This is a genomic window from Mesorhizobium sp. P3_A2 (genome assembly GCF_056403115.1).
On sequence record NZ_JBFUGC010000007.1, the window covers coordinates 26834 to 39500 of the forward strand.

Below are 12667 nucleotides of genomic sequence, written 5' to 3' on the forward strand. Positions count from 1 at the left end.
CGACAGCGCTGGCCCCCTCTCCGTCCGCTTCGCGGACACCTCTCCCCCGTTTCACGGGGGCGAGGAACCTAAGCTTACTTAAACACCGGCAAATCCCTTGCGAAATCCTCCATGTCCGCCCAGGGGTCGCCCGACGTCGCCAACAGCCCCGGCAGCGAGGAATAGTTCAGATCCTGCGGCGCATCGATCGTCTCCAGGTCGCTCCAGCTCACCGGCGTCGAGGCCGGCAGGTTGGTACGGGCGCGCAGCGAATAAGGAGCGGCGGAGGTGTGGCCGCGCGCGTTGCGGTGATAGTCGATGAAGATACGCCGCTTGCGGTTCTCCTTGCCCATTGTGGTGGTGAAAGTGTCGGGCGCGCTGGCCGCCAGATGGGTGGAGATGGCGCTGGTCGCCTGATGCAGCTTCTTCCAGTTCTGCTTTTGCGTCACCGGGACCGTGATGTGGATGCCACTGCCGCCGGATGTCTTGGCGAACGGCACAAGGCCGATCCGCTCCAGCTCGCCCTTGATGTGGACGGCAGCCTCGACCACTTCGCGCCAGGCGATGCCTTCGCCGGGATCGAGGTCGAAGACGATCAAATCGGGCTTGTCGAGGCTGGTGCGGTGCGTGCCCCAGGTGTGGAACTCGACGACGCCGAACTGCGCCAGCGCCAGATAGCCCTTGGCGCCCTCGACCGACAGGAAGGATTTGGTCTCGCCTTCGGAATTGACAGTATCGAACGTCACCACCGAGGGCGGCATTCCGGTGAAGGCATGGCGCTGGAAGAAGCAGTCCTTCGGCAGGCCGGTCGGGCAGCGCACCAGCGACACCGGGCGACCCATAATGTGCGGCAGCATGAAATCGCCGACCAGCGCGTAATAGACAGCGATGTCGAGCTTGGTCGGCCCTGTCTTGCCGAACAGCCGCCGCTCGGGATTGGTCACCCAGATGGTGGCCAGATCGGCCTCGGCGATCAGCCGCTTGCGCTTCGGCGACACCGGTGTCGACAGCCCGACATCGCGCAGACCGCGAAACACGCCGTGGCGCAGCGAATTGTCCGCCGTGCGGTTGGCATAGTGGATGCGGGCCGACAGCAGCGGCCGCACCCATTTCATCTCGCGCATGATTTCGCGCGGCACGCCCTCGGGTGGCGTCGCGCCATCGCGCAGCGGCTCCAGCCTCGCCAGCAATTCCGCTGCCGTCGCGGCGTCGAAGCCGGTGCCGACCTTGCCGCGATAGTGCAGTTCGCCATCCTCGAATTCGGCCATGCCGAGCGCGGCCAACCCTTCAGCGGCGTCGGAGACGGTGTAGCCGGCGATGACGAAGTCATCCTTCAGCAGCGCCTTGACCTTGGTCCAGCTCTTGGTGCGGCCGCTCTGGTAGGTCGCGTTGGCGCGCTTGGAGACGATACCTTCCAGCCCGTGTTCGGTCGCCTGGTCGTAAAGCCCCTGCCCGTCACCCTCGACATGATCGCTCAACTGGATGGCGGAGTTGGCGCCGAGACCGGCGAGCAGTTCGGCGAGTAAGGTCTTGCGCTTTATCAGCGGAGTCTTGCGCAGGTCCCAGCCGTCGAGATGCAGCAGGTCGAAGGCATAGAAATGCAATTTGGAGCCCGCACCCGCCGACAGCGCATCCTGCAGCAGGGCGAAACGCGAAATGCCTTTCTCGTCGAGCACCATGATCTCGCCGTCGATGATCGCCTGGCTGAGAGGCAGGCGCGAAAAGGCCTGCGGCAGGTCGCCATAGCGCTTCGTCCAGTCGATGCCGCCGCGGGTGATCAGGCGCACCTCGCCATCGACGATATGCGCCATGGTGCGATAGCCGTCGAATTTTATTTCGTGCAGCCAGAGCTCGCCCGTGTCCTCCAACGGACCGCCCGGTGGCTTCGGCACCTGGGTTGCGAGTTGCGGCTCGATGCGCGACGGCGGATCGCCTTTCACCGCGCCGGGCAATGCACCAGGTTTCAGCGCGCCGGGTTTCGGCGGCAGGCGGGCCGGCTTTTTCGGCGGCGCCACCAGTTCCTCGATGCGCTTGCCGGATTTCACGCTTTCCGGCCGCGCTTCCAGGATGTCGAGGCTGGTATCGGATGCGAGATCGCGCTCCTTGAACAGCAACCAGTTCTTCTTGTTCTCGTCCTCGCCGGGCTTGGGCTTCAGCCGGGTCAGCATCCAGCCACCATTGAGCTTTTCGCCCGCCAACCGGAACTTGAAGGCGCCGGTCCTCAAACTCTTGTAGACATCGTCCATCGGCGCCCAGGTGCCGGTGTCCCAGACGATCATCGGCCCGCCGCCATATTCGCCTTCGGGAATGACGCCTTCGAAGTCGATATATTCGAGCGGATGGTCCTCGGTCTCGATGGCGAGCCTTTTGTCGGCCGGGTTGAGCGAAGGCCCGCGCGGCACCGCCCAGCTTTTCAGCACGCCGCCAACCTGCAGGCGCAAATCGTAATGGTCGGCGGTGGCGTGATGCTTGTGGACGACGAAGCGGTTGCCGTCGCCTGAAACCAGCCCGCCCGCCGGTTCCGGCGTCTTCGAAAATTCGCGCTTGGCGCGATAGGCTTTGAGCTTGGCGGTCATGTCCGCATGCTAGGCGGGATGCGGCGGCTGCTCAATCAAATGGCAGCTCAATCGTCGGTGGCCGGAGTCAGGTCGAGCTCGGCCGGGGAAAGACCGCCCTGAAGCTGGCTCAGCCGGAACTCGTCGACCCAGTAGGCCTCACCATCGACCAGCACGCGGGCCGAGTAGACGCCGCCGGAAAAGCTTTGTGCGGTGACGTACACCTTGTGGCGATCGAGCGCCTTGCGCACCGCGGCGCGCTTGGAATTCTGGCTGGAAGTAGGACTGACCATGCGACGCTCACCCACAACAGCCGCAGGATATAACGGCTACCTAAGGATGCCGGAGATCAGGTGCTCTGTCAATTTTGACTGCTTGTCGGCGTCAGGCAGCCTTCCGCTGTATCAGACTGGCCAGAACGGTGCGCATTCCCGAATACGATGGGCCGCCAATCTTCACTTCCCAATCTGTGTTGCGTTTCCGAGGGTGCTTCACGCTCCGCAACGCTGCGCGGAATGCGTCCGGGTCAACACCTACAGTTCGAGCCATATCTTCGGCGGTTGTGCGATTGGCGATCATGTCGTCTCCTATGCTTTCCGCCACGCATATAGGGCTTTTGCGCAACTCGACCAAGGAATTAGGGCGTTTGCCCTGATTTCAACCTGAGACACTACCTTTATTCGGCCGCCAACTCGCGCCGCGCTCTCACCCTACCGCGATAGATCTTCGGTGCGCTGCCAGTGATGTGCTTGAAGGCGTTGCAGAAGGCGCTGTCGGAGGAATAGCCGAGCCGCCGGGCGATGCCGGAGACGGCAATGTCGTCCTCGCGCAGCGCCCGTTCGGCGAGCCGCATGCGCCATTGCGTGAGATAGGCGAGCGGCGCCACACCAGCCACCGCCTTGAAATGCAGCGCGAAGCTGGTGCGCGACATGGCGGCGGCGGCAGCCAGTTCGCTAAGCTGCCAGGCGCGGCCGGGCTCCCTGGCGTGAATGCCCTATGCGATCGATGCGGAATTCGCCGAGCGTCTCTGGAAGTTGGGCGAGCGGCTCCTATAACTCCATCTACCCTCCCGGAGATCACAGACAATGACATTGAGAACACGCAAACTCGGCAGCCAAGGGCTGCAGGTCTCCGTGATTGGCCTCGGCTGCATGGGCATGAGCCAGTCCTACGGGCCGGCCGACGAGGCGGAATCGATCGCCACCTTGCACCGCGCCATCGAACTCGGCTGTACCTTCCTCGACACGGCGGAAGTCTACGGCTCCTATGCCAATGAAGAATTGCTCGGGCGAGCGCTGAAGGGCCGGCGCAATGAGGTGACACTGGCCACCAAATTCGGCTTCCGCATCGAAAACGGCAGACAGGTCGGCACCGAGCGCGACAGCCGACCTGAGCATATCCGCGAGGCGCTGGAAGGCTCGCTTAAGCGGCTCGGCACCGACCATGTCGACCTCTACTACCAGCACCGCGTCGATCCTGCGGTGCCGATGGAAGACGTCGCCGGCACGATCGGCCGGCTGGTCGCCGAGGGCAAGGTGCGGTTCTTCGGCCTGTCGGAGGCAGGTGCGGCCAACATCGCCCGCGCGCATGCCGTGCATCCGGTGTCGGCGCTGCAGAGCGAATATTCGCTGTGGGAGCGCAACCTGGAGCCGGAAATCATCCCGCTGCTTAAGAAGCTTGGCATCGGCCTGGTGCCATTCGCGCCGCTCGGCCGCGGCTTCCTCGCCGGCGACGTCAAGCGCGCCGAGGAGTATCCCGAAGGCGATTTCCGGCGCGGCGACCCGCGCTACCAGGGCGCCAATTTCGACGCCAATGTCGCAGCCGCCGCCGCTGTGCAGGAGGTGGCCAGCGCCAAGCGGGTAAAGCCTGCGCAGATCGCGCTGGCCTGGGTGCTCGCCAAGGGCGACGGTTTCGGCATCGACATCGTTCCAATCCCAGGCACCAAGCGGAGGAAGTATCTCGAAGAAAATGTCGCCGCGGCGGCGATCACGCTCGACGCGGCCGAGATGGCCGCTCTCGACGCGGCGCTGGCACCCGGCAAGGTCTCGGGCCCGCGCTACAATGAGCGGGTGATGACGACGATCGACCGCTAGGGCGCCTTCTTTCGCACCCCTGCGCGGCTCTTGATTGCCGGCGCGATCTTGGCATGATCATCGCAATGACCCAGATAAGAACCATCACCGCAAGAGACGTACCGTCGGTATCACGGTTGTTGGGCGAATCCTGGCGCCGCACCTATTCACCGATCATGGGGCCCGAGACCACCGCGCGGCTCTCGGACGACAAGCATGCGCCCGCGAGGCTGGCCGCTGAATTGCTGGATGACAACAAGATGTCCTTCGTCGCCGAACGGCCGGACGGGTCGATCGCCGGCTATGCGATGGCGGCGATGGACGATCGCGGCGACGTCATGCTCGACCGGCTGCATATCGACAAGACCGAATTCGGCAGCGGGCTCGCCACCGACCTGCTGCACGCGGTGCTCGCCGCCCATGCTGGGATTCCCAGCATTGCGCTGGAAGTGATCGAAGGCAACGACCGGGCGATCGCCTTCTACCGCAAGCACGGCTTCGAAGCGGTCGAGCACCGGCCGGCCGCGCACGGCGTAGGCGGCCATGCCTCAGTGATCATGCGCAGGCTGCTGTCGAGGGCGTAGAAATGAGGCCCTACTGAAACCCCATCGCCGGCACCACCGGCCCGTCCTCGTCGTCCGGCATATCGAGAATTTCGATCAGCCGCGCCACCTTCGTTCCCGGCAAGGGGCGGCCCTCGTTGACCAGTGCCTCGTCGGCACTGAGCCAGGCGAACGCTTCGCGCAGTTCTTCAAGGCTGGCGTCGGTCAACGCGATGTCGGCAATGACCGCCTCGTCTACCGGCCCCAACACCGAAATGATGTCGTCGCGTGTCATGGTCACCTCCATGCAAGGTGCCGGCCTGTCGTCGAGATGACGCCGGGATCCGGCATCCAGCCGGCGGATTGCGAGCTCGAAAACCGCCGACAAAGCAGAATCTGGGTCTTGTTTTCGACCAGACAAGGTGAACGCGCGGCTTTTGCCGTCAGGCACCCGAATGCGGATCGATGCCGTAGACATGCACGGGATAGCCGGGACCGATGGCATCCGCCACCCGACCCATCCAGGCGAGGACCACCGGAAAATCCGCCAACGCATAGCCGCAATCTTCGGCCAAATGGCCGTAAGCATAGACGGCGATGTCGGCGATGGTGAGCGTGTCGCCGACAAGGAACGGCGTGCCGGTCAGGCTGCGCTCCAGCGCGGCGAGCGTGCGGGCGCCGGCCTCGCGCTTGGCCGTGACCATAGCCTGGTTGCGCTCCAGCCTTCCGGTCAGCGTCCAGAAACGTAGCGAGCCGATGACCGGCTCGACATGGTACTGTTCGAAGAACAGCCATTGCATGATCTTGGCATTGACATAGCGGTCGGCCGGCAGAAGCGACGTGCCTTCGGCGAGGTAAATGAGGATCGCATTCGATTCAGCAATCGCGCGGCCATCCTCTAGCTCGAGCACGGGGACGGCGCCGGCCGGGTTGAGTTTCAGAAAGGCGTCAGTATGGCTCTCGCCCTCGAAGATCGACACCAGGCGGCTCTTGTAGGGAATGTCGAGCAGCCCGAGCACGACCCTCGCCTTCCAGCCGTTTTGCGATGGCAGGTAATCATGAAGCGTGAGCATGGCTGTCCCTTTCGTGCGACCAGCATAAGTTTGCACGCCGGCCGCGTAGTGGCCACCCGTTTCCCGCGACGGGGTCGCGGGTCAAGCCACGCGCTTCGAAGCCGGCGGGACAGCGCCCCTCTGACCCGGTCTCAGCCGAGCTTCGCCAGCTTTGCGGCGTGACGGATGGCCTGCGCGGCATCAGGGTTGGTCACGGGATAGCCGGCGATGAAGCGGTCGACCGAAAACTCGGGGAATTCTGCGTGGAGCCGAGCGGCAAACACGGCTGCCTCCGAGCCATCCCCGACCGCCGTGTGCGCCAGCGTCAGGAACATCAGTATGTTGGGGGAATCCGGCGCGCCCCTGCGCAGCGATGCGATGGCCTCGCGATGCCTGCCGGCGGCGAACAGGATGCGGCCCTGCATGCCGAAATACCAGGACGGCGCCAGCGGGTTGAGGCGCATGGCGCGTTCCATCAGCGGGATCGCCTCGGCCGGATCGCCAGTGACCAGGGCCCTGCTGCCGGCCAGCAGCGCCAGCGTGTCGGCATGGTTGGCACCGTATTCGAAAGCGCGCTGGTAGGCGCGCTCCGCCGCATCGAGATCGCCAAGGCATCCCATGAGGTCGCCCAGGCAGGTTTGAGCGCTGCAGTCCATAGGGTCGAGTCGGAGCGCATTTTCGACCGCCCCCCGCCACCTTTCGATCGCCCCTTTCAGATCGCCGCCGAAGCCGTGGCAGGACTGGATCGAATAGGCGTAAGCGAGCTCAATCCAGCCCCTGACCAGGCCGGGATCGAGCTCGAGCGCACGTGACAGCAGCCGGATCGCCGCCGCATTGCCTTCGCGGCTGAAGGTGTTGTGCTGCTCGACACCAAGCAGATAGAGGTCATAGGCGCGCAGGCTGGCGGGCGGCTTGCGGCGAATGGCGTTGCGGCCGACGGTAGCAATCGCTCCACCACATCCAGCCAGCACGTTGATGACGCTTTCGGTCAGGCTATCCTGCAAGGCGAACACATCCTCCAGCGGGCGATCGAAGCGATCGCTCCACAGGCTGACGCCGTTCTGAGCGTCAGCCAGTTCGATCGTCAGCCGGACACGCCGGTCGTCCGCGCGCAGTTGACCGGAGACGACATAGGTAGCGCCGAGCGCCTTGCCGTCGGCAATGAAATCGGCGGGGGTGCTGCCCAACGCTTTCATGGTGTGGAAAGCGATGACCGGCAGATCGGCGTAGCGCGCCAGGTCGATGGCGATGTCCGATGACAGGCCATCGGCAAAGCGACGCCAGCGCTCCTCGGCGTTCAGGCATTCGATCGGAAACATGGCGAGCACCGGCAGAGCCTCGGCCGGCGAAGGCGCAAGCACGGCGGCGCCATTGATGTGCGACGCAAGCGCGATCTTGTTGTTGACGCCGAGCTTGTCATAGATCGCGGCGAGATGGGTGCGGACCGTCGAAGGGGCGATGAACAGCGCCTCGCCGATCTCGCGATAGGTCAGGCCCGAGGCAAATTTTTCCGCCACCGCACGCTCGCGGTCCGATAGCGCGCCAGCCGGTGAAGACGTCGCAATGCGGTTCATGGCAATTTTCCTGTCATCGGATCGGCACGATTTCAACTGCAGCTGCAGCAAAATACTACAAATGCAGGACCCCAAACACCGCATCTGACCGATGGTGAGATCGCCGTCTGTGGCCGAAGCTTCTCGCATGCCCTCCGAACAGGGCCATTCATGCCGAGGAGCAAAGCGATGAAAACCATGCTGACCACCGTATCCGAGCTTTACGATGCCGTGCAGTTCGACCTTCGCCAACCGCCGGCCAGCGCGACCAGCCGCTCTGAGCGCCGGCTGGGCCTGATCGGCCTGATTACCACATGGTCCGAGCGTGCCCTGTTTCGCGAGGAGCTGGCGCTGATGGCGAGGGACACGCCCGAATTGATCGACGACATCGGCCTGACCATGGAGCAGGTCGAGATCGAGCTTGCCAAGCCGTTCTGGCGGCGATGACATCTGGAGCAGACTTGCCCCATGAAGCGTGCGCATGGTCTTTCCTTTCGCTGCGGTCGCCGCCTGCTTTGCATGTGGCCTAACAGCAGCCACCCGAATCCTGCGATATCAGCGCGCTGAAAGAATAAAATATACGCGCGTAAAGTTTCGTTGACTTCGCCATCGCTGCGATTTACCCCGGCAACAGGCTTGGGCGACCATGCCCACGGGCAGTCGGGTGGAATGAGGAGGAAGCATGAGCCTTTCGCGCCGCAGCGAGATCGCCGCCGAGGCCGTGGGGCCGACGATTGTGGCCGGCGAAATCCTGGTCGAGATCATGGCGACCGAACGGGGTTTTGGCTTCCTCAAGCCGCAGACACTGACAGGGCCATTCCCTAGCGGCGCGCCAGCAATCTTCATCGATCAGGTCGCACAACTGGGCGGCGGCGCCGGCATTATCGGCTGCATCGGGCGTGACGATTTCGGCACGCTCAATCTGGAGAGGCTGAAGCGCGACGGCGTCGATGTTTCGGCTGTTGATGTCAGCGACCGCTACCCCACCGGAAGCGCGTTCGTGCGCTACCGGCCCGATGGCAGCCGCGACTTTGTCTACAACATCGCCGAATCCGCCGCCGGCCAAATCCGCCTCACCCCCGCTGCACGTCTGCTGGCGGATAGAGCCGGCCATCTGCACATTATGGGGTCGACGTTGTCGGTGGCCGGGCTGAGGGAAATCGTCACTTACGCCGCGCAGGCAGTGCGCGCCCGCGGCGGTTCGACCTCCTTCGACCCGAACATGCGCAAGGAGTTGATTGACGGTGCCGACGGCGCGCTGTTTTCAGCACTGGCCGATGATGCCGACCTGCTGCTGCCGTCCGGCGGCGAATTGCTGGCCGCGGCCGGCGTCGATGACGAGCAACAGGCGGTGACGGCGCTGTTTGCCAGAGGCGTCGGCGAGATCGTGCTGAAGCGCGGCGCCGACGGCTCGTCCTGGTTCGGCGCCGATGGTACCCGGATCGACTGCGCGGGTTTCCACGTCGAAGAAGTCGACCCGACCGGCGCCGGCGATTGCTTTGGCGCCACGTACCTGACCTGCCGACGCCAGGGGATGGAGCCGGGCAAAGCACTGCTCTATGCCAACGCCGCCGGCGCCCGCAACGTCACGCGGCAAGGCCCGATGGAAGGCGTTGCGGGCTTCGACGTGCTTGACCAATTCATCGCAGGCACTGCGAGGCGGACATGAGCCCGCTTGCAGGTCTCGCCGCCGCGCGCAGAAACGGATCGCCCTACGGCATCACCTCGATCTGCTCGGCCCATCCTGTCGTGATCCAGACGGCGATACGGCGCGCCGTCGCGGACAAGGAAGCCACCCTGCTGATCGAGGCGACCTGCAATCAGGTCAACCAGTTCGGGGGCTACACCGGGATGACGCCGGAGATGTTCGTGGCCTTCGTGCTGAAGATTGCCGGCGAGGAGGGACTGGACGCCTCGCGCATCCTCTTCGGTGGCGATCATCTGGGACCGAACCCGTGGCGCGCCGAGCCGGCAGCACAGGCGATGGACAAGGCCGAAACCATGGTCAGTGCCTATGTCAAAGCCGGCTTCAGCAAGATCCATCTCGACGCCTCGATGGGATGCGCCGGCGAGCCGACTGCACTCGACGACGAAACCATCGCTATCAGGGCGGCGCGGCTGGCCAAGGCGGCCGAGACGGCGGCGCGTGCCACCGGCCGCACCTTGCCGGACTACATCATCGGGACTGAAGTCCCCGCCCCCGGCGGTGTCGACCACACGATCAGCGAGCTGAAGCCGACCGATGCGGCGGCGGCGCGGCGCACGATCGAGATTCATCGCGACATCTTTGCCCGCGAAGGCCTCACGGAAGCCTTTGGCCGTGTTATCGCTGTGGTGGTACAGCCAGGCGTGGAGTTCGGCAGCCAGAATGTCGTCGCCTATGTGCCGGAAAAATCGAAAGGCCTGACCGGATTGCTCGATGAGCAGCCGTCGCTGGTCTACGAGGCGCATTCCACCGACTATCAGAGCCGCACGGCGCTGACGGCACTTGTCGCAAACGGCTTTCCGATCCTCAAGGTCGGCCCGGGCCTGACATTCGCCTTGCGCGAGGCGTTTTACGGGCTCGACCTGATCGCCTCCGAAATGGTCGCGGACTATGGCGACAGGCCACTCGCCCGCACCATGGAGCACGTGATGCTGGCAGCACCCGGCCATTGGCACGGCCACTATCATGGCAGCGAAGCGGACCTCCATCTGCAGCGGCACTACAGCTACAGCGACCGCATCCGCTACTATTGGAGCAACCCCGCCGCCGTCGCCGCTGTCGACCGGCTGTGCAAAGCACTTGACGGCGTCGCCATCCCCGAAACGCTGATGCGGCAGTTCCTGCCGACGCTGCCGTCCGGGCTCGGACCCGCTGGCAATCCCGAAGCGATTTTTCATGCGGCGGTCGGCCAGGTTCTGGCGGACTACGACGCCGCCTGCCGAGGCGGCAGCGATTAGCTGCTTTGTCAGCCGGCGCGCGCGATGCTAGAGCGAAGGGCATAAACCTTGGCAGCCCTTTGACATCAGCATGAAACCAGTCGTTATGTTCGTCCTGCTGGCGGCTTCGCTGCTCGCCTCGCCCGCCTGCGCCGACTGGAAGCCGGTCGAGAAGATCGAGAGCTACGCCATATCAGGCCAGACCGGGCCCGAACTCTACGCGTCGATCGGCGAAGCGGGCCCTTTGCTGGGCAAGGGCCGCGTCATTGCGCACACCAATTTCAAGCTGACCTGGACCAGGGACTACAAGCCGCAAGGCGGCGCCTGCGTGCTCAAATCGGCGCGGCCGAAACTCATCATAACCTACACTTTGCCAAAGCCGGCCGCGCCGCTGTCTCCCGCCGTGCAGAAGAGCTGGGAGATTTTCGCCGCCGGGCTCGCCGCCCATGAAAAGGTGCATGGCGCAGCCATCGTCGAGATGGTGCGCAAGATCGAGGCGATAAGCGTCGGCATGACCGTCGCCGACGACCCCGGCTGCACAAAGATCAGGACCGAGTTGACCCGGCGGCTTGCCCAGATCTCACTGGCGCAGCGGCAGGCCAGCCGCGACTTCGACAAGGTCGAATTCGGTCCTGGTGGCAATTTGCAGAAGCTGGTGCTGGCTTTTGTGAATGGAGGGTAGTTAGCCGAACTGCCAGTCGTTGCGCCGAGCCTTCGAACGATAAGAGCACCGGCCGCGTGGCCGCTTTACAGGCAGGCTTGGTAGCGCTACCGTCTGCTTGCAGCGCGACCTATTGGGGGAATGGGAGACGGTCGCGAGGCGGGAGAGGAGCGGTTTCCTTCGGGGCGTCGCAAGAAGCTGTTCGGGAGGAAATCGATGGCGTCTGTCGCGATCGGCGACGTTTACAAATCGTTCGGGACCGTCGAGGTTCTGCATGGCGTCAGTGTGAACATTAATGACGGCGAGTTCGTCACACTGGTGGGGCCGTCGGGTTGCGGGAAATCGACCCTTCTCAGGATGATCGCCGGCCTGGAAAAGATTTCGCGCGGCCAGATCGCCATTGGCGAGCGTGTCGTCAACAACGTTGCGCCAAAAGAGCGCGACGTCGCCATGGTCTTCCAGAACTATGCGCTCTACCCGCATATGACCGTGGCCGAGAACATGGCGTTCTCGCTCATGCTCAAGGGTGTTTCGAAAGCAGAGAGCGATGCCGGCGTTCAGCGCGCGGCCGAAATTCTGGGGCTGCTGCCATTGCTGACGCGCTATCCACGTCAGCTTTCCGGCGGCCAGCGCCAGCGCGTCGCCATGGGCCGGGCGATCGTACGCGATCCGCAGGTTTTCCTGTTCGACGAACCACTGTCCAATCTCGACGCCAAGCTCAGGGTGCAGATGCGCGCCGAGATCAAGGAATTGCACCAGCGTCTCAAGACCACGACGGTCTATGTCACTCACGACCAGATCGAGGCCATGACCATGGCCGACAAGATCGTCGTCATGCACGACGGCATCGTCGAGCAGATCGGGCCGCCGCTGGAACTCTACGACAGGCCCAACAATCTCTTCGTAGCCAGCTTCATCGGCTCGCCGGCCATGAACCTGATCAAGGGTGAAATCGCAACCGACGGCTCCCCGTCCTTTCGCGGCGCCGGGGGAATTTCCCTGCCGTTGACCGCCGCGCCGGCCGTCGCCAATGGTCATCCGGTGGTGCTGGGAATACGACCCGAGCATCTGCGCCTGTCATCCGATCAGGGCATTCCGGTCACCGTCGTGGTGGTCGAGCCGACCGGGTCGGAAGTGCAACTCATCGGCCGGACCGCCGGCGGTGACGAGATCGTCGCGAATTTCCGGGAACGCCATGACTTCACGCCGGGCGAGACCATACGGCTCGCCGCTGCGCCCGGCTTGATTCATCTGTTCGACGGCAAAACCGGAACACGTTTTGAAACACGTACTGGATGGTAAGGACCGCGCTGCAAGGAAATAAACCGGAG

At 64.0% G+C, this 12667-nt stretch carries 13 protein-coding genes; 7 read left to right on the forward strand and 6 right to left on the reverse strand.

Annotated elements, in window-relative coordinates:
* Positions 1–74: 74 nt before the first annotated feature.
* The 3 genes from ligD to AC1DXM_RS16975 all read right to left on the reverse strand — a co-directional run bounded on the left by ligD (position 75) and on the right by AC1DXM_RS16975 (position 3525).
* A complete protein-coding gene (gene ligD, locus AC1DXM_RS16965; protein WP_477234421.1) occupies positions 75–2555 on the reverse strand; it encodes a DNA ligase D in 2481 nt (826 codons plus the stop codon).
* Between the two features lie 47 nt (positions 2556–2602).
* Complete coding sequence (locus AC1DXM_RS16970) at positions 2603–2827, reverse strand: hypothetical protein (protein ID WP_112566525.1); 225 nt, start codon at positions 2825–2827, stop codon at positions 2603–2605.
* Positions 2828–3210: 383 nt separating this feature from the next.
* Complete coding sequence (locus AC1DXM_RS16975) at positions 3211–3525, reverse strand: helix-turn-helix transcriptional regulator (RefSeq protein WP_477235012.1); 315 nt, start codon at positions 3523–3525, stop codon at positions 3211–3213.
* Between the two features lie 94 nt (positions 3526–3619).
* Here AC1DXM_RS16975 and AC1DXM_RS16980 point away from each other — a divergent pair, with 94 nt between their 5' ends.
* Both AC1DXM_RS16980 and AC1DXM_RS16985 read left to right on the forward strand, forming a co-directional pair.
* Positions 3620–4627, forward strand: a complete 1008-nt coding sequence (locus AC1DXM_RS16980; protein WP_477234423.1) for an aldo/keto reductase — start codon at positions 3620–3622, stop codon at positions 4625–4627.
* A 65-nt stretch (positions 4628–4692) separates the two neighbouring features.
* Positions 4693–5190 carry an N-acetyltransferase family protein gene (locus AC1DXM_RS16985; protein ID WP_477234425.1) on the forward strand — a complete coding sequence of 166 codons (498 nt, stop codon included), beginning with the start codon at positions 4693–4695 and terminating at the stop codon, positions 5188–5190.
* A gap of 10 nt (positions 5191–5200) precedes the next feature.
* On the opposite strand, the gene AC1DXM_RS16990 is transcribed toward AC1DXM_RS16985, so the two are convergent.
* The 3 genes from AC1DXM_RS16990 to AC1DXM_RS17000 form a co-directional block, all read right to left on the reverse strand.
* Positions 5201–5443 carry a hypothetical protein gene (locus tag AC1DXM_RS16990; RefSeq protein WP_477234427.1) on the reverse strand — a complete coding sequence of 81 codons (243 nt, stop codon included), beginning with the start codon at positions 5441–5443 and terminating at the stop codon, positions 5201–5203.
* 148 nt (positions 5444–5591) lie between these two features.
* A complete protein-coding gene (locus tag AC1DXM_RS16995) occupies positions 5592–6221 on the reverse strand; it encodes a glutathione S-transferase family protein (RefSeq protein ID WP_477234429.1) in 630 nt (209 codons plus the stop codon).
* Between the two features lie 131 nt (positions 6222–6352).
* The gene (locus AC1DXM_RS17000) at positions 6353–7774 is read right to left on the reverse strand and encodes a LuxR C-terminal-related transcriptional regulator (RefSeq protein WP_477234431.1); all 1422 of its coding nucleotides are present in this window, start codon (positions 7772–7774) and stop codon (positions 6353–6355) included.
* A gap of 168 nt (positions 7775–7942) precedes the next feature.
* Between AC1DXM_RS17000 and AC1DXM_RS17005 the strand changes: the two genes are divergently transcribed.
* The 5 genes from AC1DXM_RS17005 to AC1DXM_RS17025 all read left to right on the forward strand — a co-directional run bounded on the left by AC1DXM_RS17005 (position 7943) and on the right by AC1DXM_RS17025 (position 12638).
* Positions 7943–8200 (forward strand): DUF1127 domain-containing protein, encoded by a 258-nt coding sequence (locus tag AC1DXM_RS17005; protein ID WP_477234433.1) that lies wholly within the window; start codon positions 7943–7945, stop codon positions 8198–8200.
* Between the two features lie 235 nt (positions 8201–8435).
* On the forward strand, positions 8436–9422 hold the full coding sequence (locus AC1DXM_RS17010) for a tagatose kinase (protein ID WP_477234435.1): 987 nt from the start codon (positions 8436–8438) through the stop codon (positions 9420–9422).
* Entirely contained in the window at positions 9419–10696 is a 1278-nt protein-coding gene (locus AC1DXM_RS17015; RefSeq protein ID WP_477234437.1) for a D-tagatose-bisphosphate aldolase, class II, non-catalytic subunit, read from the forward strand. Before AC1DXM_RS17010 ends, AC1DXM_RS17015 begins: the two co-directional genes overlap by 4 nt.
* Before the next feature lie 70 nt (positions 10697–10766).
* On the forward strand, positions 10767–11357 hold the full coding sequence (locus AC1DXM_RS17020) for a DUF922 domain-containing Zn-dependent protease (protein ID WP_477234439.1): 591 nt from the start codon (positions 10767–10769) through the stop codon (positions 11355–11357).
* Between the two features lie 195 nt (positions 11358–11552).
* Positions 11553–12638: an ABC transporter ATP-binding protein gene (locus AC1DXM_RS17025; RefSeq protein WP_477234441.1), complete on the forward strand. Its 1086-nt coding sequence runs from the start codon at positions 11553–11555 to the stop codon at positions 12636–12638.
* Positions 12639–12667 lie beyond the last annotated feature (29 nt).